This is a genomic window from Vibrio splendidus (genome assembly GCF_001557875.1).
Classification (GTDB): domain Bacteria; phylum Pseudomonadota; class Gammaproteobacteria; order Enterobacterales; family Vibrionaceae; genus Vibrio; species Vibrio splendidus_F.
The window spans coordinates 1,713,293-1,739,455 of the sequence record NZ_LNRF01000001.1 but is presented as its reverse complement, the minus strand read 5'-3'; the positions used below and the strand labels follow the sequence as shown (position 1 = coordinate 1,739,455).

24 protein-coding genes are annotated in these 26,163 nt (G+C 42.8%); 8 read left to right on the top strand and 16 right to left on the bottom strand.

Annotated features, from left to right (window positions below; genetic code table 11):
• Positions 1-65 precede the first annotated feature (65 nt).
• A complete protein-coding gene (locus ATB74_RS07370) occupies positions 66-602 on the bottom strand; it encodes a GNAT family N-acetyltransferase (RefSeq protein ID WP_061017607.1) in 537 nt (178 codons plus the stop codon).
• A gap of 226 nt (positions 603-828) precedes the next feature.
• Here ATB74_RS07370 and ATB74_RS07365 point away from each other — a divergent pair, with 226 nt between their 5' ends.
• A complete protein-coding gene (locus tag ATB74_RS07365; RefSeq protein ID WP_061017606.1) occupies positions 829-2,094 on the top strand; it encodes an HD-GYP domain-containing protein in 1,266 nt (421 codons plus the stop codon).
• 133 nt (positions 2,095-2,227) lie between these two features.
• Here ATB74_RS07365 and ATB74_RS07360 read toward each other — a convergent pair whose 3' ends face one another.
• The 4 genes from ATB74_RS07360 to ATB74_RS07345 form a co-directional block, all read right to left on the bottom strand.
• Positions 2,228-2,677, bottom strand: coding sequence for a PTS sugar transporter subunit IIA (locus tag ATB74_RS07360; RefSeq protein WP_061017604.1), 450 nt, complete (start codon positions 2,675-2,677; stop codon positions 2,228-2,230).
• A complete protein-coding gene (locus ATB74_RS07355; protein WP_048663301.1) occupies positions 2,674-3,930 on the bottom strand; it encodes a PTS ascorbate transporter subunit IIC in 1,257 nt (418 codons plus the stop codon). The genes ATB74_RS07360 and ATB74_RS07355 overlap by 4 nt, the downstream gene beginning before the upstream one ends.
• 10 nt (positions 3,931-3,940) lie before the next feature.
• Positions 3,941-4,210 carry a PTS sugar transporter subunit IIB gene (locus tag ATB74_RS07350; RefSeq protein WP_061017601.1) on the bottom strand — a complete coding sequence of 90 codons (270 nt, stop codon included), beginning with the start codon at positions 4,208-4,210 and terminating at the stop codon, positions 3,941-3,943.
• Between the two features lie 284 nt (positions 4,211-4,494).
• Entirely contained in the window at positions 4,495-4,971 is a 477-nt protein-coding gene (locus tag ATB74_RS07345; protein WP_060981741.1) for a hypothetical protein, read from the bottom strand.
• A 612-nt stretch (positions 4,972-5,583) separates the two neighbouring features.
• Between ATB74_RS07345 and ATB74_RS07340 the strand changes: the two genes are divergently transcribed.
• From ATB74_RS07340 to ATB74_RS07330, 3 genes are all read left to right on the top strand, one after another.
• On the top strand, positions 5,584-6,792 hold the full coding sequence (locus ATB74_RS07340) for a NupC/NupG family nucleoside CNT transporter (protein ID WP_061017599.1): 1,209 nt from the start codon (positions 5,584-5,586) through the stop codon (positions 6,790-6,792).
• Positions 6,793-7,072: 280 nt separating this feature from the next.
• Positions 7,073-7,342, top strand: a complete 270-nt coding sequence (locus tag ATB74_RS07335; protein WP_060981660.1) for a hypothetical protein — start codon at positions 7,073-7,075, stop codon at positions 7,340-7,342.
• A gap of 31 nt (positions 7,343-7,373) precedes the next feature.
• The gene (locus ATB74_RS07330) at positions 7,374-7,994 is read left to right on the top strand and encodes a class I SAM-dependent methyltransferase (protein ID WP_061017598.1); all 621 of its coding nucleotides are present in this window, start codon (positions 7,374-7,376) and stop codon (positions 7,992-7,994) included.
• 80 nt (positions 7,995-8,074) lie between these two features.
• Here ATB74_RS07330 and ATB74_RS07325 read toward each other — a convergent pair whose 3' ends face one another.
• Positions 8,075-9,241, bottom strand: coding sequence for a DUF3541 domain-containing protein (locus ATB74_RS07325; protein WP_060981658.1), 1,167 nt, complete (start codon positions 9,239-9,241; stop codon positions 8,075-8,077).
• 283 nt (positions 9,242-9,524) lie between these two features.
• On the opposite strand from ATB74_RS07325, the gene ATB74_RS07320 reads away from it, so the two are divergent.
• A complete protein-coding gene (locus ATB74_RS07320; RefSeq protein ID WP_060981657.1) occupies positions 9,525-10,880 on the top strand; it encodes a diguanylate cyclase in 1,356 nt (451 codons plus the stop codon).
• 163 nt (positions 10,881-11,043) lie between these two features.
• The gene (locus tag ATB74_RS07315) at positions 11,044-12,654 is read left to right on the top strand and encodes a DEAD/DEAH box helicase (protein ID WP_061017596.1); all 1,611 of its coding nucleotides are present in this window, start codon (positions 11,044-11,046) and stop codon (positions 12,652-12,654) included.
• A gap of 617 nt (positions 12,655-13,271) precedes the next feature.
• Here the strand turns inward: ATB74_RS07315 and ATB74_RS07310 are convergent.
• Positions 13,272-14,804, bottom strand: coding sequence for a DUF3612 domain-containing protein (locus ATB74_RS07310; protein WP_081090077.1), 1,533 nt, complete (start codon positions 14,802-14,804; stop codon positions 13,272-13,274).
• 169 nt (positions 14,805-14,973) lie between these two features.
• Between ATB74_RS07310 and ATB74_RS07305 the strand changes: the two genes are divergently transcribed.
• Positions 14,974-15,570, top strand: a complete 597-nt coding sequence (locus tag ATB74_RS07305) for a malate synthase (RefSeq protein ID WP_017076609.1) — start codon at positions 14,974-14,976, stop codon at positions 15,568-15,570.
• A 187-nt stretch (positions 15,571-15,757) separates the two neighbouring features.
• Here the strand turns inward: ATB74_RS07305 and ATB74_RS07300 are convergent, their stop codons facing one another.
• The 6 genes from ATB74_RS07300 to ATB74_RS07275 all read right to left on the bottom strand — a co-directional run bounded on the left by ATB74_RS07300 (position 15,758) and on the right by ATB74_RS07275 (position 22,587).
• The gene (locus ATB74_RS07300; protein ID WP_061017594.1) at positions 15,758-16,774 is read right to left on the bottom strand and encodes a GGDEF domain-containing protein; all 1,017 of its coding nucleotides are present in this window, start codon (positions 16,772-16,774) and stop codon (positions 15,758-15,760) included.
• 427 nt (positions 16,775-17,201) lie between these two features.
• Positions 17,202-17,414: a transcription antiterminator/RNA stability regulator CspE gene (gene cspE, locus ATB74_RS07295; protein ID WP_004730009.1), complete on the bottom strand. Its 213-nt coding sequence runs from the start codon at positions 17,412-17,414 to the stop codon at positions 17,202-17,204.
• Positions 17,415-17,775: 361 nt separating this feature from the next.
• Positions 17,776-19,053 (bottom strand): cytosine deaminase, encoded by a 1,278-nt coding sequence (locus ATB74_RS07290; protein ID WP_061017591.1) that lies wholly within the window; start codon positions 19,051-19,053, stop codon positions 17,776-17,778.
• 9 nt (positions 19,054-19,062) lie between these two features.
• A complete protein-coding gene (gene codB, locus ATB74_RS07285; RefSeq protein WP_061017590.1) occupies positions 19,063-20,301 on the bottom strand; it encodes a cytosine permease in 1,239 nt (412 codons plus the stop codon).
• 718 nt (positions 20,302-21,019) lie between these two features.
• Positions 21,020-22,243, bottom strand: coding sequence for an HlyD family secretion protein (locus ATB74_RS07280; protein ID WP_061017588.1), 1,224 nt, complete (start codon positions 22,241-22,243; stop codon positions 21,020-21,022).
• Positions 22,237-22,587, bottom strand: a complete 351-nt coding sequence (locus tag ATB74_RS07275; protein ID WP_061017585.1) for an MFS transporter — start codon at positions 22,585-22,587, stop codon at positions 22,237-22,239. Before ATB74_RS07275 ends, ATB74_RS07280 begins: the two co-directional genes overlap by 7 nt.
• A 133-nt stretch (positions 22,588-22,720) precedes the next feature.
• Between ATB74_RS07275 and ATB74_RS07270 the strand changes: the two genes are divergently transcribed.
• On the top strand, positions 22,721-23,728 hold the full coding sequence (locus tag ATB74_RS07270) for an AraC family transcriptional regulator (protein WP_061017584.1): 1,008 nt from the start codon (positions 22,721-22,723) through the stop codon (positions 23,726-23,728).
• Positions 23,729-23,748: 20 nt separating this feature from the next.
• On the opposite strand, the gene ATB74_RS07265 is transcribed toward ATB74_RS07270, so the two are convergent.
• The 3 genes from ATB74_RS07265 to ATB74_RS07255 all read right to left on the bottom strand — a co-directional run bounded on the left by ATB74_RS07265 (position 23,749) and on the right by ATB74_RS07255 (position 26,072).
• Complete coding sequence (locus tag ATB74_RS07265) at positions 23,749-24,159, bottom strand: hypothetical protein (protein ID WP_060981647.1); 411 nt, start codon at positions 24,157-24,159, stop codon at positions 23,749-23,751.
• A 24-nt stretch (positions 24,160-24,183) separates the two neighbouring features.
• The gene (locus ATB74_RS07260; RefSeq protein ID WP_061017582.1) at positions 24,184-24,837 is read right to left on the bottom strand and encodes an OmpA family protein; all 654 of its coding nucleotides are present in this window, start codon (positions 24,835-24,837) and stop codon (positions 24,184-24,186) included.
• A 278-nt stretch (positions 24,838-25,115) separates the two neighbouring features.
• A complete protein-coding gene (locus tag ATB74_RS07255) occupies positions 25,116-26,072 on the bottom strand; it encodes a LysR family transcriptional regulator (protein WP_061017580.1) in 957 nt (318 codons plus the stop codon).
• Positions 26,073-26,163 lie beyond the last annotated feature (91 nt).

The following is a 26,163-nucleotide window of genomic DNA, read 5'->3' as shown; positions in this document are numbered from 1 at the left end:
TCTTCAGGCTCGTCAAGTAACAAAGCCACGGACTTGTGCTGTGGCTTTTTCAAGCTAGTTACTTCTTAGAGCTTAGAGCGATGAAGGCCATAAATAGCGTGGTCAACGATGCGACCATTCAAGTTCTCGTTACGTGTAATGATACCTTCTAACGTGAAATGTAAGCGCTCACAAACCTTACGGCTGCTTTGGTTACCAGTTGCGGCTGATATCTCTACCTTTTCCATATTTAACTCATTGAAAGCAATATCAATTAGCTTCTCGACAACGCGCGTCACAATCCCTTTTCCTTGGTATGTCTCAGATAACCAGTAACCTATCGTCACCTTTTGCTTATCATGATCAATGGTATTGAAACTACAGTTACCGACGACCTTGTCTTTATAGATAATCGAACAAGTCATGCTTTTCCCTTCCGCATAATCGTGCAGTGAGCGTTGGATGAAGATCCTAAAGTCTTGCTCGGTTTTACAATGTGGCGGCCACACGAGCCATTGGCTTAGGTACTCATTCTGGCTTTGTGAGATTTCCGCGTAGTGAGAAGCGAAGCTCTCTTCAACCAATGCGATGGAGAGTTCGTTGTCGATAACCGTTTTAAACATGTCTATCCTTTTCTTATGGCTGCTTATTTAAGCGAATCTTAGTCGGCAGGCTATAATGTCGCATGATTTTTAATATGCAACCACTTGTAACACGAATTTTTCGTGATACGTTAGATCTATCACGAAACTCATTAAACCTTACAATAGTTGTGTATATAATCATTAGCTATGCATTAGTATTAGCGACCTAAATATATAAAAACTATAAAAATGCTAGGCTTAAATAATGAATCAACATTGCCAGGACGTGACCGTGGACCTAAGAAAGGCTCTATTCGGTATTGCTAAGGCGCTTGATAACGTCGGTTTCGAAAGTAAAAATCATGGCCAAAGAGTGGGCTATATCGCGTATCGATGTGCTTTGAGTGTGGGGTGGGAAGAAGAGCAAGCGCAGCTCGCATTTTCGCTAGGTTTGATTCACGACTGTGGTGTCTCGCAAATTGATGAACAGCTCAGCTTAACGTCTGGATTTGTACCTGACTCAAGCTATCACCATTGTCAAAAGGGCTACCAAATCTTAAAAGAGTGCCCGGTTCTTTCTATATTTTCTAAACCAGTTCTTTACCATCATACTCCGTGGTCTGAGCTAAAGGTTATTCATATCAGCGAGTTAGAAAAAGAGCTAGCTGCTATCGTGATGCTTGCCGATAGAGTCGATTATCTATACGGTATCACTTCATCTGATCGTTATGGAAACCTAACACCAGATGGAAAAGCGAGCATTATTGAACGTTTAACTGAACAAGCTGATGAAATGTTCGAAACCAACCTTGTGCAACACATGTGTGAATTGGTTGACTTGGATGATTTTTGGTTTTCGATGGAAATCCCTTACATCGAGAACATGAGGGATAATTTTGAGCCTGTCCCATTTTTCTCTCAGCAAATGTCGTTAGATGAGACGGTGGCTTTTGCCGAATTTATTGCCAACGTTGTTGATACCAAAAGTTCGTTTACCTTTAAGCATTCGTTGAAGGTTGGGCAGCTGTCAGAATATTTAGCTAAACAACTTGGTTATTCGTACACAACGCAGCGAAAGCTTTATTTAGCAGGGTTGGTTCATGATATCGGTAAACTGCAAACCCCAAGCGACATTCTGCATAAGCCGGATTTACTTACTGAAGAAGAGTATTGCTGTATTAAACGCCATGCAACGGACACTCGATTCGCACTGCAGGAGTTGTTCAGTTCACCTCAGGTTTGTCAGTGGGCATCTAATCATCATGAAAGGTTGGATGGTTCAGGTTACCCGATGGGTAAAACGGCGGAAGAGTTGGATCAACCGAGTAGAATTGTTGCTGTGGTGGATGTGTTTCAAGCGCTAACTCAGTCTCGCCCTTATCGTGCAGGTATGACATTAGAAGAAACACTCGCTATTTTGACGGACTACGTTGATAACTTTAAGTTGGATCGAGAAGTGTTTGAGTGTCTTAATAAACATGCGCAATATTGTTTTGAATTATCAACAGACAAACGAATGTACGCGTTTTAACGCCATTGAATGCTTTCGAGGTGTGATGCCTTCACTCATATTCGATGAGAAATGACCAAGCACCAGAAACAGAAAAGCGATAGCCGAGGCTATCGCTTGTTTAATGGGGCTTATCAGGATCTTTAGAGCGAGGTTAGTATCGTTTTAAGATCTCGATGATCGCTTGCTCAGTTTCCGCTGCGATGATGGCATCAATGTCATCATCATTTTGGAACAACTCTGATAGCGCCATAATCGTATGGATGTGGCTATCTGAATCCATCGCCGCCAGAGTAACAGAAAGATAAACATCACCGTTGTCTTCCGATTCTAAATCAACACCCTTTTTGAATACTGTCACCTGCAGTGATGCTTCGTTTACACCATCTTCAGGACGAGCATGAGGCATCGCAATCTTTGGTGCTAGAACATAGTACGCGCCAATGTCCTTGTGCTTTTGTTTGATGGCTTCAACGTAGCTTGCTTCAATCTTGTTGCTCGCTAGTAGTGTTGAACAGGTCACATCAATTGCAGCATCAACTGTCAGGTTTTCTTCAGAGTTGATGATAACGCCTTGGTTACCAATTAAATCGAATAAGCTCATGAAACAATCCACCCTAGGATAAGACCAACAACGCCGAAGTCGAAGTCAGCAAACGTTGTCGCTTCAAGACCAAGGCCACCCAGTACTGGAAGTAGCAGCATTGGTAGGAAAGAGATACACAGACCTTGCGTGAATGAACCTAGAATTGCACCGCGTAGACCGCCTGTCGCGTTACCGTAAACGCCTGCTGCACCACCTACGAAGAAGTGTGGAACGACGCCAGCTACAATGATTGTCCAGCCAAGCGCACCTTGAACGGCCATTGCTAGTAGGCCAGCAGCGAAAGAACAAAGGAAACCGATCAGTACCGCGTTTGGTGCTACAGGGAATACCATAGGGCAGTCTAGAGCAGGTTTTGCGCCCGGTACGAGTTTGTCAGAGATCCCTTTGAATGCAGGAACGATTTCAGCAATCAGCATCTTTACACCTTGCAGTACGATGTAAACACCACCGGCAAACACAAGAGACTGCATGAATGTGAATACTACCCAGTTCTGACCGCCAGATACTGTTTCAACAAAGTCACCGCCAGCAACAATTGAAGCAAACATAAAGAAGATGGCCATTGTTGTTGCCACAGCAACTGGCGTATCACGCAGGAACATTAGGCTCTTAGGTACGTTGATGTCTTCTGTTGATTTTGAAGTGTCACCAAACTTGCTACCAATATAACCCGATACTAAGTATGAGAACGTTGAGAAGTGACCCATCGCCAACTGATCAGTACCCATCACTTTCTCTGTGTATTTTTGAGCAAGTGCAGGCATGATAACCATCAGTGAACCCACAATGATCGAGCCGATAGCAACTAAAGCAGTGCCTTCGATGTTAGCTGTAGACAGAATTACCGCTACCAGCATAGACATGAACATTGTGTGGTGACCCGTTAAGAAAATATATTTTAGAGGAGTAATACGAGCCAATAAAATATTCACAACGAATGCGAAGAACATAATTAGAGCCATTTCATAACCGAATGCTTCTTGTGCTAAAGCAACAATTGCTTCGTTATTTGGAATAACACCACTTACGCCGAATGCTTCAGTAAATACAACTGAGAAGTTATTTAGTGCGCCAACAAGAGCGCCAGCACCAAAACCTAAAATTAGGAAACCCATTACGGTTTTAATTGTGCCTTTCAGAATGGTGGAAATATCAGCTTTCTGTGCAACAAGGCCAATAAAAGCAATTAAACCCACCATGATTGCTGGCTCTTTTAATAAGCCGAGCATGAACTCGAAAAAGTTTTGCATAATTTTGACCCTACATGAAAGTTTTTAGTTGTTCTTCGATTGATGCTTTGTCAAAAATATTTTTAAGGCTGATGATGTTCTCTTTACCAGCTTCTTTTAGTTGGTTAGCAACGTCTGTTGCTGCGACCCAAATATCCGCATTACTTGATGCTGCAGAAGATAGATCTTCGTGATCAACCTCAGCTTCGAAACCGATTTTTTTAGCCACCTCTTTCACTGCCATTTCCATCATTAATGAAGTTCCAAGACCGTTACCGCAAACTACAAGAATCTTTTTCATAATATTTGTCTCAATTGGATTTTAGGGGTTGAGAAACTGCGTTCTCTTATTGTGTGAGAGCATAGTAAAGGAAATAGTTAGGATTCCATAAGATCCCCATCACAAAGTTAAAATGAGATTGTGATGGAGATCTCGTTAATTTATGGCGAAGATCCAGAGTGAGACTTTGATCAAATTTAACTTTTCACTCGAATATGCAACGTATTTTATTGAAAAAGGCAGGCTTAATTAATTTTTATATCAGAATGTAAATTTTTAGAGGCGTTATTGTAGAAAATAGAGAATTAATCATATCGACCGTAGTCAGTAAGCATTTTCTTAAGCATGCTATTAACGTCTTTGGTCTTTTTATTTCTTTTGGTCAACTGGCTAAGGGAGGTCGGTTTTGGCGAAGCAACATTTTCACTATCGACTTCTTCAGTTTTATCTTTCATTTTCTGTACTGCAGGCAATAACATTCTAATTTCTTCATTATTGGCATTAGTCAGTACCACAATATTTTCAGATTCAACTTGGGTAATGGTTAATATTCCATGTTTAACGGACTCAACCTTTTCACCAATCATAATTGATTCAGGCGCGACAGAACGATCGGTCAACTGACCTGTACGTAATTTCGCCGCACTGATAGCGCGGATATTTCCGGTATTTTCAAATGCGACAATGACAGTATAGGTATTATAATATTCAACTACTGTCACATAGCCGTGCCTATTTGTTTTGAATCTAGCTCCATTGCTCATGTCGTGCGGAGCTTCCATTTTCTTCACGTGTTTCCTCTCTTAGTCTCGATGGCTGTTATATCTAATCAGCTCTATTAGTATTTTATAGATAATTATTGGTGAGATCATGCAAAGTATATACGTATCCAAACTTAAGATGAATCTTGAAGTATCGGGAAATGAGGTAGAACACAGAAAAGTGGTAAGAATTACACAGAATTAACCGAGTGATTACGCTCTTATGTTTAAAGGCTTAACATTAAAAATTCAACTTAATACAGATAGTTTACAGTTTTGAAGCTCGAAAATGATGACAAACAACACACTTTGTCTATTCCTTGACCGCGCGATCGTTTGCGTCAAAAAATGTGATGAAAGTCTCACTCAACTGTTTATACTTCTCTTCCGGTTTTAAGCCGGTGCTTAGCCAATACAAGCCGTCACATGGATATGTGAATGACCCCACGGACCGGACCAGCTACGTTCCACTGCTTGTATAAGGTGATTTTTTACATGAACAACTCGTTGTTACATTCGCTAACCCTGTTAGCTCCTTCATCGCGTAGCGTTTTGCTTGCGGTTCTTTGTCCTGTTCCTTTGATGTCATTTGCTTGGCTCATGTTCACTCTTTAAGGATTACTAGGACACATTATGAATATTCTATTTGGTTTTGTCGGTGTTCTTGCACTGATTGCTTGCGCGTACCTGCTATCTGAAAGTCGTTCTTCGATTAACTGGAAAACGGTCTCTCGTGCTCTATTACTTCAAATCGGCTTTGCGGCCTTGGTTTTGTATTTCCCATGGGGACAATTGGCGCTAACAAGCCTAAGTAATGGTGTTTCTAGCCTGCTTGGTTTCGCAGACGCTGGTATTGCCTTCCTTTTCGGTGACCTTGCTACTGAAGGCTTCATTTTCGCGGTTCGCGTACTTCCAATCATTATCTTCTTCAGTGCTTTGATTTCTGCGCTTTATTACTTAGGCGTCATGCAAAAAGTGATTCAAATCTTGGGCGGAGCGGTGCAAAAACTGCTGGGTACAAGTAAAGCTGAATCTCTAGTTGCTACAGGTAATATCTTCCTTTCTCAGGGTGAGTCTCCTCTTCTTATTCGTCCCTTTTTAAAGTCTATGACTCGTTCGGAACTGTTTGCTGTAATGGCAGGTGGTATGGCGTCGGTAGCGGGTAGTGTACTTGGTGGTTATGCTGGCCTTGGTGTTGAGCTTAAATACCTTATCGCTGCAAGCTTTATGGCGGCTCCGGGTAGCCTGTTAATGGCGAAGATCATCGTTCCTGAGCGCAGCACACCAAGTGACTACGACCACATCGAACTAGATAAAGCTGACCAAAGCAACGTGATTGATGCATTGGCAAGCGGCGCGATGAACGGTATGAAGGTTGCGGTAGCGGTTGGTACTATGTTGGTTGCCTTCGTGAGTGTGATTGCGATGGTCAACACTGGCCTAGAAAGCCTAGGTGAAACGTTCGGTTTTGCGGGTATTACACTGCAAGCTATCTTCGGTTACCTGTTCTCGCCTCTTGCATGGCTAATCGGTATCCCAAGTGATGAAGTATTGATGGCGGGTTCTTACATTGGTCAGAAGATCGTAATGAATGAGTTTGTTGCTTTCATCGACTTCGTTGAGAACAAAGCTCTACTATCTGAACACAGCCAAGTTATCGTGACTTTTGCTCTATGTGGCTTTGCTAACATTGGTTCTATCGCGATTCAGTTAGGTTCAATCGGTGTTATGGCACCAGAGCGCCGTGCTGAAGTGGCAAACTTAGGTTTGAAAGCGGTAGCCGCTGGTACGCTAGCAAACCTAATGAGTGCATGTTTAGCGGGTATTTTCATCCTGCTTTAAGCTAGATTCAGTTAAAGCGGACACCTTGCTTACGGAGTTAACGTAAGGAGGGTGTCCGCTTTTTTGTGCCTGTTAATCAGGCTAAATCTGGTTTTGGTTGTCGACTGTGATTTGTCTATAGTGAGTAAAAGCTCACTCGGAAGAGTAATAGAGACAGTTCCTTTTATCCGATATACTTTAATATCATCAGGTTGCGTTTAATAGCATTCGGCTTCGATTAGAAGATCCGGTTGCGATTAAGAACAAGGGCAACCAAGCTAAATTAATCAAGGGTCTCTCCATGAACATGCGCGTTCTCATCGGTCTTATTGTTACCTTCATTGGCTTGTTTGCGATGGTTTACCTAATTGCTGGCGGCGCTCAGTTTCCTATCTACCAGTGGCCAAAAGAGGCTTATCTCGGTTTGGTGTTCAGCGTCGTGTGGGGTACTGGCGTAGCAGCATCGGTCGCGTACTTCTTCTCGGCACTGGTGTTTGTGACTGCCGCTGTGGTGTGTTATGCGATTGGATACAAGATCGGTGGTCTGTTTTCGAACGGCTCTAAAGCCTAGCTGATTTGATCATATGATTGAGTAGTATGTAATGCATTGGCGTGATCGTTTTAAGGTGTATTGGTATCACCGAAAGCAGACTAGCCGCTCGAATGGTGATAAAGCGAAGTCTTTAGGCTGGACTAGCGAAGAGAGCCAATTATGTCGCTTTGAAGTTATTGCTCGCTCAGCCGATTTTGAGAAAAAAAGTGTTTTGGATTTAGGCTGTGGCTACGGAGAGTTGTTTGAACTGCTCGACAGTATCTATCGCATTCAATCTTACACCGGTGTTGACCAACACGTAGACTTCCTCAAAAAGGCTAAGCAAAACTACACCGAGGCTCGTTGTCAGTTTTTATCGGGTGATATGAGTAAGATGAATCTCCGAGCACACGATGTGGTTATAGCAAGTGGCTCACTGAATTATATCTCTCGTGATTCTGACTACCTGACCAACATGATCACTCGTATGTTTGAATTGGCGAATCAAACGGTGATTTTTAATCTTCTCAATTCAAGCCAATATCCTTCGCGTAACACCTTAATGAGTTATCACCCTCAGGGCGTGTATCGCTTCTGTAAAACGTTGTGTGACGATGTCTCTCTGATAGAAGGCTACGCTGAAGGGGATTTCACGATAGTGATGAACAAAGTCTCCCCAGAACCTGTGTGATGGTGTGGTAAGAATTTAAAAAGCCGCAGGCCTCGGAAGGCATGCGGCTTTTGGGGTTCTAAACAACCTAGATATTGCTGCTAGTTCTTCAGCGGTTGGTTTTTTATGAGCCCGTAAGGGATATTAGTAAATACCTTAGGGTTGCCTTCATAAGTCGGCGCCTCGTTCACTTGCTGCCAATCGAGTAGCATGATGGCTAACACATTGCGGTGTTCACCGTACTCAAGATCAAAATCACCGGTGATAGAAGGTATCATGCCGTATTTCTTATCGATTGAGGCTTGAATCGCGAGTCGAGTTTTTTCTACGACGGGATCATCTTCTAAACCTGCCAATAAGAAGGTTAACCCAACTTCAGCAATGACATCTTCTTTTGCGCGAAGCAATATTGTATCGATGTTTTCTCTGAAGTAATCGTAGATCCATTGATGATCTTGTTCGCTTACTTGGTGTTGGTAATATTCCGAATCACCAAAGATCACGTGTGTCATACCATAGATCTTATTGCCGTATTGTTGGCTAGAGAGCTTCTTGTCTTTATCGTCTGGGTACGCTTTTTTGAAGGTGTCGACGAACTCATCAACCACATCTTGTTCACCTAGCTGGCGCAGCCAGTAGACTTGATTGGCTAATTGAGCTGCCCACGCTTTCACCATGTCTTCATTGGTAACGTATCGTGAGAAGTCATAGCGACGAATGATTTCACGCAGTTTGGCATCGTTCTTGTGTTCTAAACCGTATTCATTGGCGCGAGCCATAGAACCAAGAAGGTCAACGCCAAGGTAAAGGTATTCTGGCATGTGCTTGGTGATGTTGTAGCGTCGAACACTGCGTTCATCATCATCGCCAACATAAGAAGCAACGCGCTTCTCTGAGTACAGTACGATTTGTTCCATGGTAGTAACGTCATTCGACAGGTAGCTGAGCTTGCTTGCGACTCGAGCCATGTCACTCCATACCGCAGCGGAATACTTATCGTCTAGTGTCTGGCGATACATGCGCAGTCCATAATGACCCTCTTTAAATGCAGGCAGAGTGTAAAGCTGGCTTTCGTAGGTGGTGCGAATGAGGTCAGCAGATTGCTTGAAAGACTGTTCATGATAGTTGAGTGAATCAGCTTGGGATTGAATACTCGGGGCGCTTGATACTTGCTTATTCTCTTGTATCTTGAGAGTGTCTTGCGCGTGAACAGCCGCCGCAATTGAGGCTGATAGCAATGTACACAGTGTGATAGATTTTAGCTTCATGTTGTGTGATACCAAGCTGATTAATAGTCTATGTAAAATAACATTGATGAATCCTTCAATGTGAGCTTTGAGTCAATACAATGTAAGCTTTATAAGGTTTACTAACCCTTTTTGATTAAACAATTAGCTTAGCTAACGGTCTTGAAGTGATGAATGGCTCAATATTGGATAGATAGTAGACGTTAGTATGGATTTTTAGTGACTTGGAGGCATACTAGATGAATAAGCCAGAAATGAGCCGTTATAAGGCAGTATGTAGAACAAAAGTGTTAGAGGTTCGTAAATGCCAAGTGGTTCTAGCAAGCAGTGGTCTGCCAAAGTAATATCTTTTCTTTTTTTCCTTACGATAGTGAGTGCTATAGAGTTCTTTCACGCCAAGCAATTAACTTTTCTTAAAAATGAATCGTATTCAGAGGCAAAAAAGCAACTATCTATCATCCGTTCTCGTATCGAAGCTGCAATCGTGTCAGATATGTATATCCTCAATAACTTCTCAACCTTAGTGACCATAAACCCCGATGGTGACGTAAAAAATTGGGATAAGATCGCTGAGAATATTATTCAAGATGGCTTCCATATTAGGCTTATTGGATTAGCCAAAGACGACATTCTGAACTTTGTTTACCCTATGGAAGGTAATGAACAGATTCTTGGTATTGATTATCGTGATCACCCAATACAGTGGGAGTCCGTCGAAATCGCCCGTAGTATTGGCAACACGTTTATCGCTGGTCCTTTTGAATTATTTCAAGGAGGCCAAGCTCTCATTACACGAACCCCTATCTTTCGAGACCCGCCTTTTAATCAAAATTACTGGGGGGTTTCCAGTGCCGCGATTGATTTAGATGAGTTGTTTGAAGATGTCGGAATCGGGAAAATCGAGAACAAGTACGAACTCGCGATTCGCGGTGCCAACAGTTCGGGTAAAGATGGTGATGTCTTTTATGGTTCTCAGGATGTGTTTGATAATGCATTTGCGACCGAACAGGTGAGCTTCCCTTACGGCGGCTGGTACCTTGCTCTCTCGGGGAATGAGCATGTATTGATGGACGTACCTTGGTATCGAGTTCAAGTGGTAAGGCTGGTGGGTTACACCATAATGTTAGTGCTTGCGATTGCTTTCATTACTATCTATCGCCTGTACCGCATTGCAGATAGCCGTTCTATGCATGATGAGTTAACGATGTTACCTAATCGTCGATACTTCATGTACAGCCTCAATCAGGCATTTAAAACTACCCAAAAACAGAGAGCGAGAACCTTTGCCGTTGTAAACATCGACCTCGATGGGTTTAAAGCGATTAACGACACGTTTGGTCATGCGGCCGGTGATCAGGTATTGGTCGAATGTGCTAGACGTATTAAGAGGGAGTTACGTGTTTCAGATATCGTCGCAAGGATTGGGGGGGATGAGTTTTTAGTCTTGTTACCGCGTATTATTGACAAACAACATGTTTCTTCGATTGTGGATAAACTTAGAGGTGCGATATGTACCACACCAGTTGTCTATGAGACACACTCGATTTATCTTCGAATTAGCGTTGGTTGGGTGATTCATAATAATAACTACAATGATGTCGATGCACTCTTGAAAGCCGCTGATGAAAAAATGTACGAACAGAAGCGACAAGTTATGTAGGTTGAATTTGAGCTGAGTTTAGAATTTAGTTGCTGAATGTAGGGAAAAGCCTCAGAATACCGCGCTTTGCTCCATATCAATGTATTTAGCGAGCAAAAGCTGAAGCAACGGACTTTTTAACGCGTTGCTCATACTAAATGTTATTCAACTGAGAAAATAATCTATGAGTTTTACCTCCCTTGGCCTTTCTGAACCGATCCTTAAAGCTATTGAAGCACAAGGTTACGATAAGCCATCACCAATACAAGAGAAAGCCGTACCAGCTGTCCTAACGGGCAAAGATGTGATGGCCGCTGCTCAAACAGGTACAGGTAAAACTGCAGGCTTCACGCTACCTATTCTTGAAATGTTATCAAAAGGCTCTCGTGTACGTCAGAACCAAGTTCGTGCGCTAGTGTTAACGCCAACTCGTGAGCTTGCTGCGCAAGTAAATGGCAGTGTAGTTAAGTACGGTATTAACTTACCACTTACTTCTACAGTCGTGTTTGGTGGCGTGAAAATTAACCCTCAGATGCAAAAGCTGCGTAAAGGTAGTGATGTACTGGTGGCAACACCAGGTCGTCTGCTTGACTTATACAACCAAAATGCAGTGCGATTCGATCAACTAGAAATTCTAGTGCTAGATGAAGCGGACCGTATGTTAGATATGGGCTTCATCCGTGACATCCGTAAGATCTTGGCTTTCCTACCGAAGAAGCGTCAGAACCTATTGTTTTCAGCGACGTTCTCTGATGATATCCGTAGCTTAGCAAAAGGCTTGGTGAACAATCCTGTTGAGATCTCGGTAAGTCCTGCAAACTCGACAGCAAAAACGGTTGAGCAAAGCATCTACCCAGTAGATAAAAAGAAAAAGAGCGCAATGCTAGCGAAGCTAATCAAAGATAACGATTGGCGACAAGTCTTGGTATTTAGCAAAACAAAACACGGTGCAAACAAGCTTGCTCGTTTCCTTGAAGAGCAAGACATCACAGCAGCGCCTATCCATGGAAACAAGAGCCAAGGTGCACGTACTAAAGCCTTAGAGAACTTTAAAACAGGTAAGGTACGAGTACTTGTAGCGACTGATATTGCTGCTCGTGGTATTGATATCCCACAACTGCCCCAAGTAGTTAACTTCGATCTTCCGCATGTATCAGAAGACTATGTACACCGTATCGGTCGTACTGGCCGCGCTGGTGAAGTAGGTAAAGCGATTTCACTGGTTTGTGCTGATGAAGTGGGCGAGTTGTTCGGTATTGAACGTCTTATTCAACAAGTACTAGAGCGTCGCGAGCTTGAAGGCTTCTCGCCAGTAAACAAGCTACCAGAATCTCGTTTAGATACACGTCCAATCAAGCCTAAGAAGCCGAAAAAAGCAAAACAGCCACGTGAGCATGCTGATGGTCAACGCTCTGGTGATAACGCTCGTGGACACAAGCCAGCAGGTAAGAATAAGCGTCATGTAGCAGGTAATGGCTCAGCGCCAAAACGTAAGCCAACGTCTGGAAAGAAGCCTACTGAAAACAATTCAGCCGCGACTGGTGAAGATAAATCAGTAAGAAACAACGGCAGTAACTTTAAACGCGGTAATGCGGGCAATAAACCTGCTGCAAATAACGCGGGTTCTCAGAACACTCTGAGCAAGCCAAGCGGTGCGGGTAAATCCAACGGTACAGGTAAGCCTAAGAAGTCTGGTTACGGTGGTAGCTACGGTCCGAGCAAGTCGTCAAATAAGCCGACAGGCAACAAACCGTCACCGTCTAGAAGCCGCTCTAAGCCAGCTCCTCAGAAGTAGAGTCTCTTAGATAGATCATAAAGGTCCAATAACGAGAGTGCTTTTTAGGAGAGTTCTCGTTGATTCGGGACTTTCTGCTATCTAACTCAAATAAGCGTGAATATTGAATTTCAATGTTCGCGTTTTTTTATGGGCGTTGATTTGTAACTCAGGAGAGGTTTATTGCTGTTTAAAGTGATTGAACACAAGGGAAATTCGGCAATTTGGGGAAGGGGAATGAATCTTTAATAATTTATTAATAACAACATAATCACTAGCGTTTTTGTTGTTTTTTGCAATTTGCAATTTCAGTTTGCAAAACAAATAAGTATTTACGACTAATACGTGTCCAGATGCGTAGTAAATACGTGTTTTTAAAGTTGGCACGCATACTGCATTAGTAAAGGTGACCCTTCTTAAGCCGAGGGTCACCTAGCCAACTGACGTTGTTAGTGAACCTTTTTTGTTCACACAAAATATATGACCAATCACCCTTATTGTGATTGGTTTTTTTTTGCCTGGATTCTAGGTTCTACTTGTTGGTTTTACTTTTTATTAATTGTTATTAAGTGCAGCTAACCAAAGCAAAAATAAGCGAGCACGATAATGCACTTATCATGCTCCCACCAGTATTGCTTCTAACACTCACCACACTTCGAGTAACAGCTTGGTTGGCGTGGGCATTCTCCCCCTCTGGAGCAGATAAGCCTAGCCTCTGTCTCTATCCCACGTTCAATCCAATTTATATTTAGAATCTTGGCTATTGTCGTGAGATCTTTCTTGATGTTGCGCGGGATAGCCACAGAGCCACCATTGTTAACACATGATGCTTTTAGCTGCTCTGCTATGTCTCTTGAATTACCGCCTTGAGCATCAATCGCAGGGTTGAGATCTATACCAGCACACAACACACGATTGTTACCCGCAGGATCCGTCATATTGATGGATTCACAGCAGTAGATTCTTGGCTCGTCTCCCACATTTAAAATGGAGATTTGAGCCGAGCTTCCCGCTCGAGGCTCCGATAATCGACGGAACACAGCCCAATGTTGACATGGGTCAGCGACCGTTCTCATATTTCCCCAAGGCAGTGGAATCCCATTCCCGCGGTATACCGCCTTGAGCTTCCCAGGCCCGTAAGCATCAAAGTAGTGCCAGTGAGGATAGGGCGATACTACTGTCATTCGGCGCATTGCAACAGAGGGGGAAACCCCTGCTCTTTTGTGAACGTCGATTTCGTAACCAGTGCGGTCGAGTAACTGTCTAAATGGGACTTTTGGACACAGCAGTGCTCCAGCAAAGAAGCTAGATTCGAAGTCTCGCCATGCTTGAAGAATGTCTTGGGAGTTCAGCTGAGAAGAGCCTGAAACCTGGTTGTCGTCCCATGTATTGTTGTTACCTACCGACAACACACTTTTTAATCCTTCTTTGCTATGCAAAATGCAATGGCCGATATAAACCGAGAGGTCGTATTTCAGGCGAGTTGGATACTCTTTAAGAATCTCGTTTAAGAAGATTGTACCCGGAGGCTCAAAGAATGAAGTAACCAGTTGCTTGGCATTAATACCGAGCTCATCAACTACGTCTTGCGGTGTTCGCGTTACCCAACGGATGTTGATTCCTAGGCTTCTAGCGATGTCTATGAGGTCTTCGACGCTGAGGTTAAGACGTTTTAGACCAACTTCTTCTGCAGCTCGCTCAAGGTCAGGGAAGTGGTTCTGGTTGCTCTCTTGGTGTGCCCGAATCAATAGATGCGCAAACTGGCGACCGGAGATTCCCGTTTGCGAAAGCATCTCAGGAATCGCGATTTGAAGAATGTCGTTGGAGAAAAGGAAGCTCGGTTCAAGTGCCATGCCACTTATTCCCCCCCGATTCCCTTTATCAGGTGCAATGGCTTGTTGTTCCGATTCATCGTCGAGGAACCACGTTGGGTTCTTCTGAAAGACCTGGGCAATCACTTCTAGCATATCGATGCTTGGGACCCGCTTTCCACGTTCAATCATTGAAAGGTAAGAAACGGAAGGTGCGTATTCTGGGTTGATCCTAATACAACGCGCAGACAGGTCTTCCATCGTTAAATGGTTACGTTTTCTAAGGTTACGTATTTTCGTACCTAGGAAATGTGACTGACGAACTAAACTTTTTGACAAGGCCATATTTGTAAAATTCACATTGTAAAATTTTTGTTGTGAAATTGTATGAAAAAAAGCGCTAATCTACAAACTAAGCAATTCACAAAATGACAAATAAATTAAACGTTAGTTTGGAATAATTGCTCTAGGACACATTTTCGCTGTAGAAATCGGTGAGTTTCACCGGACTGGTCAAGAGGGAAAGACTATGAATATGCTGACATTCGATAAAACAGAAATCCAAAAACAATCAAAGCCATTTATCGCTGAAGCTGTCTTTGCCGTGGAGACAATCAGTGCCAACCAACAAACTGAGAAGCAAGTTAAAGCAAAACAGCTGCTTGATCGACTATTCCCACTGGAGAATGGCTCACACCAAGACGTAACCAGCTATGTAGTCGATTACCGTCATATCATGGCTTACTTTAAAGATGGCCAGCATAGTGGCCTAAAGCACCCTAAACAGTTTGTAGCGTACATGGGGGAGAAGAATGACCCAGATTCAATCTTATTCCGAGATGGCAGTGGCAGCCACTTAGAGGTGATGTTTGGCTGCCATAAAGGGACGGGTTGCATCGAGTTGGTGGAGATTGATGATATTCAGTTAGAATCATGCACCACATTCGGCCAATCACCAATGGAAGCTACGACTACAATGCGCGAAGAGACCATTGCAGCAATGCGCCACTGGATCAGTTTGATTCAAGGTGACGCAAAGGGTAAACCAAAGGCATGCAGCGAAGATAAAGAGTTCAGAGCAAAAAGTGGTGAAGACTACTGCCTGAATTACTGCTATCAGCTTTAGTGCCACAAAGTAGGTTTTCGCTCGCTGTAGAGTCTTAACCCTTTAAGTAATAAGTCAATACATATAGCTGACAAAAAAGCCCCCAAGATTAACGTACTAGTTAGTCTTGGGCGCTTTTTGTTGTTCTTTTTAAACGTATGTCGATGAATGCTTCACTGCCTTTAGTTAAGTCGTGTCAGTAATAAAGCTAAAGAGGCATGACTCGATTGCGACCAAGTGATTTTGCTTCGTAAAGCAGTTTATCCGCACGTTCGATCAACGATTGTGCTGATTCGCCGGGTTCAAGTTCAGCAACCCCAAACGATGCGGTGATGCTGCCGACTTGTTCACCACTGCGGCGATCTTTAATTGACAGCTTTTCAAAAGATCGACGATTGGTATCTGCGAGCTGACGGGCAATACGCAAAGACTTGTTTGGCACTATGAGTGCGAACTCCTCACCGCCAAATCGATAAGCAGAGATACCTTCTCGGCAACTTAGCTTCAGCTTACGAGCAATTCCTTTAAGAACCATATCGCCAAACAAGTGGCCATAGGTGTCGTTGAAGTTTTTAAAGTGGTCGATATCGAGAAGAATCAAACACAAAGATTGCTGCGCTTCGCACAAGGTTTCAATATCTCGATCGAAAGAGCGTCGGTTATAGAGTGTCGTAGTGCTATCAAAGAGTGCGTCTTTCTGTACTTCTACCAGCTGGCTTTTAAGCTTGGTGATTTCTGACGTTGCAGAGTTTAGCTGAGAGTTTAAAAACTGAGTGGAGTGACGAATGTGACGTGATTCAGAAACCAGTTGACGAACCAAAGACATGACTTCATCGATCGATAAACTCTCATTATCAACACGAGCTAAATCTTCAAAGCTTTTATCGATCATGTCAGAAAATGCAGAGGTGTCGGTCAGGGTGTCGTTCATCGAATTCGAAACTTCAGAAACTAACAGTTCCAAATTAGCGCGAAGGTCATTGATATTTGTTTCGGATTTACTAGCAACATAATTGTTATATAGCTGCTCACCAACGGCTGGAGGGCAAATACCGTAGTGTTCTAAAACACCGTCCATGTCTTGAGTCAGCTGTGGGATAGCGTTATCGACATAGGTGTACCAAAGTGCGTAATTTGCAGGTGTAGTAGACACCCTGTTTTTCATCATAAGAGGCACCGCTTTTTTTAGATTTGCGGTGGATTTCTGAAATTCGTCTTTGTTCATTATTTTTACTGCAGATACCAAAATAACTAAAGCCACTTGTCGACAAGGTTAGCGGATTTCGCAGGTATTTGCTTTAAAAATTATATGATTAATGGATGAGGATTGGATAAATGACTCATTTTTATTATGAATATCGATTGCGTATTCATATGTAAGAACTAAAGGGTTGTTCTTTAAATATATTTTTGGTTATTCACTTTGTATCATCGATGTAAATATGAACACTAAAGCTTGGCAATGATTTCAGAAAATGACGCTTTAAATTGATGAGTAAAAGTGTAGTTGTTTGAAATAGGGTGGGGCTAGAGATTGAAGAGTGTGGTAGAGGGAGTTATCAACGGAAAGGGAGTATCGAAAACTTTTCGACAGATACAAAAAAGCGCCGATAAAAATCAGCGCTTTAAAATTCTTTTTAGCTAAAAGCTAATTATTGAGCAACAACGTTTGCTGCTTGTAGGCCTTTTTGACCGTTTTCAACTTCGAAAGAAACCTTTTGGCCTTCTTTCAGAGTTTTGAAGCCTTCAGAAGCGATTGCACGGAAGTGTACGAATACGTCAGCACCGCCGTTGTCTTGAGAAATGAAACCGAAACCTTTCTCTTCGTTAAACCATTTTACAGTGCCAGTATTTGTGTTAGACATAATTTGTCCCTTATTCATAAATTTTCTAAATTGTTGATTGCATTACTGCAATGCGCTGATAATTGAATTATTTAATATTGCTAAGAAATAAGGAAAAACTACTTACAAAAACGGGTAACGATTTTACATGTCATTTTTTACTATTCATCTAACTTAAATAACTCCGGCTAACAGAGCGAGTGCATGTTAACACAGTCTTTCCGGTTGTACACTCATTGATTGAGAAATCAGCGAGTTTTTTTGTCATGTTGTGCTGGTTAACAAAAACCACCTAAAATAGCTGATGGTTTTATAAAATCACGCGCCATGACAAACTGAAAAGGAAGCCTAAGCCTCCTTTTCATGATTAGTATAGACGATATTAACGCTTAAAGTTGATATCTTCAGTCTGATCTAAGTTAATTTTTGTTCTAGCTGGTTGAGTCTCTGCAATCACCTTACCGTGACGCACAGAGTACTGCACTGGTACCTGGCGACGTACTGCATCAAAGCCATTGTCAGCAGGAAGAATCAGTAGGCTACCAGGCTTACCTACTTCAATACCGTAGTTGTCTTGGATGTTCAGCGTGCGAGCGGAGTTATTGCTGATCAGATCAAGCGAGTTGTTGATTTGGTCGTAGCCCATCACTTGTGTTACATGCAGCCCCATATGTAGTACCTGAAGCATGTTCGCTGTACCTAGTGGGTACCATGGGTCAAACACATCATCGTGGCCGAAACACACATTGATGTTTGCCGCTAGCATCTCTTTAACTCGTGTTACGCCACGACGTTTTGGGTAATCGTCAAAGCGACCCTGTAAGTGAATGTTCACTAACGGGTTCGCAACAAAGTTGATACCAGACATCTTCAATAGACGGAATAGGCGAGAGGCATAAGCACCGTTGTATGAACCCATCGCAGTAGTGTGGCTAGCGGTGACCTTTTCGCCCATTTCAAATTTATGAGCAAGGGCTGCAAGTGTCTCAACAAAACGAGATTGCTCGTCGTCGATTTCATCACAGTGAACGTCGATCAAGCAGTTGTATTTACGTGCAAGTTCAAATACATAATGCAGCGATTCAACACCGTATTCGCGAGTGAATTCAAAGTGTGGGATAGCGCCAATCACATCAGCTCCGATCTTCACTGCTTCTTCAAGTAACTCTTTGCCATTAGGGTATGAAAGAATGCCTTCTTGAGGGAATGCAACGATCTGAATGTCGACCCACTCCTTCATCTCTTCACGAACTTCAACCATCGCTTTTAATGCAACTAAGGTAGGATCAGACACGTCAACGTGAGTACGAACGTGTTGAACACCATTAGCAATTTGCCATTTCAGTGTTTGCTTCGCACGAGACTTTACGTCTTCAATTGATAGTAGTTCTTTACGCTCAGCCCAACGCTCAATACCTTCAAACAGAGTGCCAGAAATGTTCCAGTTAGGTTCTCCAGCTGTTTGAGTAGTATCTAGGTGGATATGCGGTTCACAGAAAGGAGATACTGCAATGCCACCTTCAGCATCAAGGATGTCACCTTGATGGTTAATTTGTGCGTCATTATCGAGAATGCGAGAAAATTGACCATTTTCAATCAGGATTTGTTTCAAGCCCTCTTGGTCTTGAAGTTTCGCGTTCTTGATTAATAAGGTTGTCATAGTGTGTCCTTAAGCGGCCTGAGATTTCAGAGCTTTTTTATTCAATAGAGGATTTAGCACGAGGTAACTGATTGCACCGCCTAATACTGCGTTTAAAGGAACAACGCCAGGTAGGAAGTGACCAGTGGCTACGCCTGTTGCTACCGCGATAATGCCAGCCCAGTTAACGGTTTGGAACTCTGCATTTGCAAAATCTTTGTAACGTTTACGATTCGCGAAGAAGTCGGCGATGATTACGCCACCAATGGGTGGGATTGCCAGCGAAAGAAAGGTTAACCAACCTACAAAGTTGTTGTATAACCAAAGCGCAAAAATCGTACCGATAATGCCGTTAATGATAGACATTGTAGTACTTGAGCGACCTGTAATGTTAGATAAACCCAGACCTGATGCATAAAGTGCATTTTCATTGGTCGTCCAGATATTCAAGCCAAGCACGATGATAGCTGGAAGAAGTAGACCCTGCGCGATCATGACGTCTGAAATGTCAGCTTGGCCAGTTGCGGCAGCGCCAGCAGCACCAAAGATGAACATCAGTGAGTTACCGATAAAGAATGCGACCATAGTAATCAATACTGCGCTTGCTGGCTTTTTACCAAAGCGAACGAAATCGGCAGTCAACGTACCCGCACTTACAAACGAACCGACAACCATTGCTAGGGCCATAGAGAAGTCCATTGGTGTTTCTGGTTTGATAAGTTGTAGCTGCTCTAAACCGCCAACGCTATCTACTGCTGTTAATACTGAGTAACCACCAAGAATGGCAATGGCAGGAACGGCGACCGCTGAAAGCACCATGAGCGCTTTGATACCGAAGTACACGGTCCCAGTCATTAGTAAGCCAGATACGATAATCAGGGTATTGGTATCAATGCCAGTCGCTTTTTGTACTGGAATCGCGAACATTGCCACACCTACTCCAAACCAACCGACTTGTGTACCGCCAAGTAGAGCAGAAGGGAGCCATGAGCCTTTGGTTCCGAAAGAGAAACGAGCTAGAAGGTGAGTAGAGAGGCCAGTAGATGAGCCGATGTAGCCAAGAAAAGAAGTGTAAATACCGAGAATTAGGTTACCGATGAGAACGGCGAGGAAGAAATCGTTGAATGAAAGGCCTGTCCCGAGTGAACCACCGGTCCACATACTTGCAGAGAAGAAAGTGAGCCCAAGCATTACCATGGTGAGTGAAGCGACTCCTTTCCTAGCCGATGTAGGAACCGGCCCTAGACTGTAGTTATTATCAGCAGCCATTTTTTACCTCCGCAAATGATCAAAATTAAATTTAACGGTCGCCGTATTGCAGGCAAACGTGCGCATTATGGTGATATAAATCACGTAGTCAATGCTAATTTTGTCAATAAAGGTGCTCTAAAATCAGTTATTGCACTAATTGTCTTATATAACATAGGGTTATTTTTTCTATTTATTTCAAAAAAATAAATAGAAAACGTTTTCTATATCGAATTGGGTATCTGCTGCTTAGGGTTGGCTATGAATGTTGATTATTATGCGTTTGAATGGGTGTCTGTATCGAAAGGGGAGCGGTTGACCAAACTGCAGGTAAAAAAATAGCCAATCGCAATAACCGCAATTGGCTTATATATTTCGTGAACAATAATAGGTTCACTAACAACGTCAGTTGGCTAGGTGACCCTCGGCTTAAGAAGGGTCAATAGTTATATTGCAGTTAGTGTGCCAACTCTAATAATCTTGTTTATTGTCTGTTTTATAGCAATTTGGTGCGTATTTGGGCTATTTATTCGCGTTTCAGTACTTCCACTTTGCGTTTTGCAACTGCATTTTGCAATTTGTGGTGGTTTGGTGATGGTTGAAAGAAGAGTTAATTCTTTGGCTATTAGCTATTAGCTTTTCTTTGTGCTTCAAGTCTCTCATTTTAGGTTTAAGTGACGACAAAGCCCGTGTGATACCTGATCACACGGGCTTTGTATTTTTCTACCAATGAAGGTGTTTAGATAGAGTAGAAGAAGTACAACTGAGACTTCATCCGAATGATTATTCCGCGTATTACGTCTAGGAATGCCATAAAACCGATCGGCTTCTCACCGCTTACCCACGCTAACCCGACAGAACCAACTGGAATATCGTAGCCCTCTGTTTCGTCGATTTTTAAACGAACAAAGTGGTGCTTGTTCTGAACGTTTCGACCAGTAGTGACACGTACTTGTTCATCTATACCTAGCAAGCTCGCTTGTGCTTCTCCCGTTGCTTCAACGATACCCTCAACCGTTGCAGAAAATATTTTCCCCGGGTATACCGCTGTTGCAAATTCTGCTGGTTGACCCACCTTAATATTACGAATCGCTTGGTGATTGACTCGCATTAGTACGTACTTTTCTTCGGTATACATCTGAATACGTGGCATTAACGAAACACGCTGTCCTTCACGAAGAATAAAGTTCGTCACAAAGCCGTCAGTTGGTGCAGTGATTTTGGTACTGTTAAGATCCCACTGAGCTTGCGCTAATGTTGCCTTCGCTGAATCGACCTCAGTCTGTTTCTTGTTCACATTGGTTTCAGCTTTGTGGATGTTTAATTTCGCATTCTCGGCATCGACTTCTTTCTTGCTAAGCTGAGATTCTAATGTGGTGACGTTATGTGTCGCTAAGTCTACCTTCGCTGTTTGTTGGTCGATGTCAGTTTCAGTAATCGTATGTTCTACGACACTGTTTTGCTTCTGGTAACGATCAAGCGTCTTTGATTGCAGCACTAAGTCTGTCTTTGCTGATTCTATCTGCGCGACTGAAGCCTTTATGTCTTCAAGTGCCGATTGATAGCTTATTTTAGCAATGCTCACTTCTTGGCGTGCTGTATCGAGCGCAACCTCTGCAGACTCAAGCTGAACGCTAGCTTTGTCTTTTGCGATGACATACTTGGTGTCATCAATTTCATAAATTAGCTGTCCTTCAGTTACATCTTGATTCGGGTGGATGTGGACTTTGGTGGTTTTACCCGACACATTAGTTGAATCTGGACGTAATTGGATATGTGGGGATTGAACGACAGAGCCTCCTGATAAGTCCATCGGAGTGAAGTTGAGTAGGCCAACCCATACAAATAGTAACCACGATGTACCACCGAGATATGCAAATGCCTTGGTGCCTTTATTCCAAGGCATACCAACAAGTCTGAGTAAGTAAATGAACAGTGCCCAAATTGCTAAGCCTTCTAACATGCTTGGCTCTCCTCATCTTGCTTGTCGGAAGTTGCTTTGTCCCTAGGTACTACTGGTGATTTCCAGGTATCTCTTAGATTGATGATGGCTTTTTCCATGTCAACAAAGGCTAAGATAACGGCTAGTACCCATACCCAGTGCCATACAAAACCAATCCATGTTAATGCGGTGATCAAACCGAGTTGTTGATGCTCTTTACTGTGAGCCTTATTGATTGGTAATTCATGCACACGCCAGAAGCCGTAACATGCAGCAGCGATGGTTGCGATTAACACAACGCCTGCCACTACGTGTAGTGCGGTATCTGCGCCGGTTCCGACAAATGGGACACTGACTAAACTCATTGATAAACCCTAGGTTAAATTGAGCGCCGAGTGTGATTGATATCAGATTTAGAGGTTGAAAATTTACCAATTACTTTAATAATGGTGCCAATATGATTTGATCTGTAATGGTGACTTCTAAGTATGGTGGCTAATGAATAATTGTAACTTCTTAAGAGCATTAGGAATTTTGGGTATTTACCAACATGCGATGACCAATAAGCTCGTGAATGTCGAGCAATTAGGCATTCCCAGGTCGGTATTTAATAATCCGATGAATCTTATTCCTGTCAGTGAGGTGGATAAATGGTATGGCTTACTTCAGCACCAAACTGGTGACTCCGATATTATTTTGAAACTCGCTGATAGAGTCGATATTGAAAGGTTAGGTCCTCTTTCTAATTGGTTTTTCTCTGGGCGCGATCTGGCTTCAAGCATACGCCGAGTTAACATTGGACTGCACTGTTTGCAATCTGGCGCCTTTCTCTATGGCACTCAAGTTGGAAAATTTATCAAGTGGTGTTACGACAACCCTGCTTATAACGAGGCGGGCAAAGTCCATGATTCTATTCGAGTCGCCATCTTTATGATGAAGATATTGAGACGTTATTTAGGAGGCGATTTTACCCCGGCAGCTGTGTCTATCGCTGGTTATCGAGAAAACACTCAACTCTATCAAGAGTACTTTGGGTGCAACATTCAATGGGGACAACCACGAACTGAGATTTGGATACCAAGCAATTTGAGATTGTCGATCAACCAATCCCCTTCAGTTGGCAAGATGAGCTTGGCGATGAACTTTCATGACTTAGATCATTACCTTAACATGCCCGATGCCGCTGATGAGCATAAGGTGGCCTATGAGATGATCAATTACAGTCGCCATTTCGGACTCCCAACGCTACATAAAGTATCAAGTTTACTCGGTTTATCTGAGCAGCAATTTCAACGTCGATTACATAAATTAGGTGTCAACTTTTCTACCGTTATGGGGTATGCGTTAAGTAACGTGGCTGTAGAACTTTTGATGTATTCAGTGCCGATAGAAGAAGTCGCGACGAGGCTAGGCTATACCAACGTCGCGAGTTTTAACCGGATGTTTAAGAAATATCGAGGTCTGACGCCTAGACAATATGTGGAGCGCTTGAACAACAGTCTTTGAGTAACAAGGCTTTTCTTAGCCTAAGCGCTCACATTTTTTCTGATCTTGTAGTTTTCGTACCAGTAACCAAGAGTATAGGTACAGATGGTGATGTCTGTAATGGCGAACGGGATGAAACTGGCGTTCAAGTGTGCTGTTTCTGGATTGAAAAAATTCGAAACGAACAGATACACCATAAAGAGCTTTTCGAGAAACGAGTACAGGATGATTGATTCCCTCCAGCGGCGTACGTAGGCTGAAGCTGCAATAAAGAATCCCATTAACCCAACCATGATTCCCCAGTGTCTGAACAAAAACACATAGTTAGAGTCGTAGGGTAGGTTGTTCATATCAAGCAGCGCAGTTTCAGGGTTAATTGCATAAATCCCTGCGTACATTGTAACTAAGCCGCCAATCACAAGGAAAGGTTTGAGAAAACGGTTAAAGAACATATTAAGGCTCCTTTTGGTGATTGATTAATTCAAGGCCAAAATATTGATTTCAACACGGCGATTACAGGCTCGGCCTGCTTTCGTGTCGTTCCCGCAAACAGGGTAACGCTCACCGTAACCTTGTGTTACGACACGACCAGATGCAACTTGCTGACCGATAAGGTAGTGACCAACAGATTGTGCGCGCTGTTCTGAGAGTGTTTGGTTACCTGAGTCGTTGCCTGAACTATCGGTATGTCCTTTGATTTCTAAGCGTGTATCTGGGTATTCACTAAGAACAAGCGCGACACTGTTTAAGGTTGGGTAAATGCCGGATGACAAATGATATGATCCCGAGTCAAAGCCAATGCCATTTTCCATCACCAGCTGAAGCTCTTTGTCGTTGATACGTTTAACCTGTACACCAGAACTTACCAGTTGTTGACGTAGTGCCTGCTCCTGTTTGTCCATGTAGTAGCCTACGCCTCCACCAACAACTCCACCAATAGCAGCGCCTCGTAGTGCGTCAGAGCTATTTCCTGTCGCTGCACCGATTGCCGCACCCGCTAACATGCCGGCTAAAGCACCTTTAGTTGCTGAGTTGGTTTCGGTTTCACCGGTGGTGGCATTTTGTCGTTGAGTTGCCTGGCAGCCCGAAAGCAAAGCCGCGATAGATAGGGTGACGATTACACGTTTCATAGAATTGTTACTCACTAATGGTGGGTGTCTAATTTTATTTATGCCAATGATATAAGCCTTACTGTAGAGCGTAAGATTATGCTCGCTATAATAATTTATATCTGTAAGTCTTATTTTAATGGCGATTAAATAAATACTGTGCAGCAAAAATACTGCACTTAAGAGAGTTTTAAAGGTAATGAGTTTATTTTTCTATGAGTTACATAATTTTAATGAACAATATTATGAGTCTACTACCATTTTATTGACTGTGTGTAATCAGTAAATATACCGAGTGACTATATATTACTCTTAGTCCGTGTTTTTAATATATCTAATTTCTCTTGCAGAGAGTTTCGTACGATGTTGATACAGAATCGGTACAAAGGGTGGTTGTGGTTTCGTTCTAGATAGTAAATAGCATGGCTCATTTGAGCAGGAGCCAGATCGGCTAACCAAATGGGTTGGACGCAATCAATTGTGTTCGGGCACATAGAAGCTGAGAGCGTTTCGGTAATCGCGAGAATGTCTGAGTGCTCAGCGAGGCATGTTAAAACAGACATGCTAGCTGAACGGTATTTGAAATCAAAAAACTCAGGAGATTGGCGTTCAAGTATTGAGTTAAAGTCGGTGAGTCCCGGAACAAGAATTCCACCAGTCGGGTATTTATTGAAATCTTCCAATTTAAAATCACCATCAGACCATGGGTGGTTTTTCCTCATTATAACAATGGGTTCACTTGATGTTAGGGCTATCGTTCGGATCGACTTTGGTGTGTCAATTGGCCCGAAATTCAACCCAATATGGACATCACCATTTTGTATGTCAGTGAGTGTTCGATCTGTCCAGGTAGTGACATTCAGTTTTGCTTTTGGAAATGAGTTAAACACAACGGAGCTCGTTAACTCTGTAGCCATCGCTTCAAGGAATACGCTTGATACTGCGATCGTGAGCTCACCATTGAATTCATTTGGGTCTTCAAAAAGATCGGAAAAAATCCGATTGTCTAGCGCGTCGAGTTGCTCATTTAGGCCTAGCCCTATAGCATCTGCTCTATGGGTTGACTGTAATTTGCCATTGGCTGAGTAAAATAACTTGTCGCCACTATAGTCACGTAATTTCGCTAATGTTTGGCTAACCGCAGATTGGCTAATACCCAATGCCAATGCAGCTAATTTGGTGCTTCTATGAATGTAAATGGCATCAAAAACGCGTAGATAATTTAGGTTCACCTGCTCATTATATTTTTTGTACATAATATTCCTAGCTCTGTTTCGATGATTTATTTCATAAATAGATAGAATAAGCGATGCTTATTTTTTGTATAAGTGGCGTGGAAATAGTCAT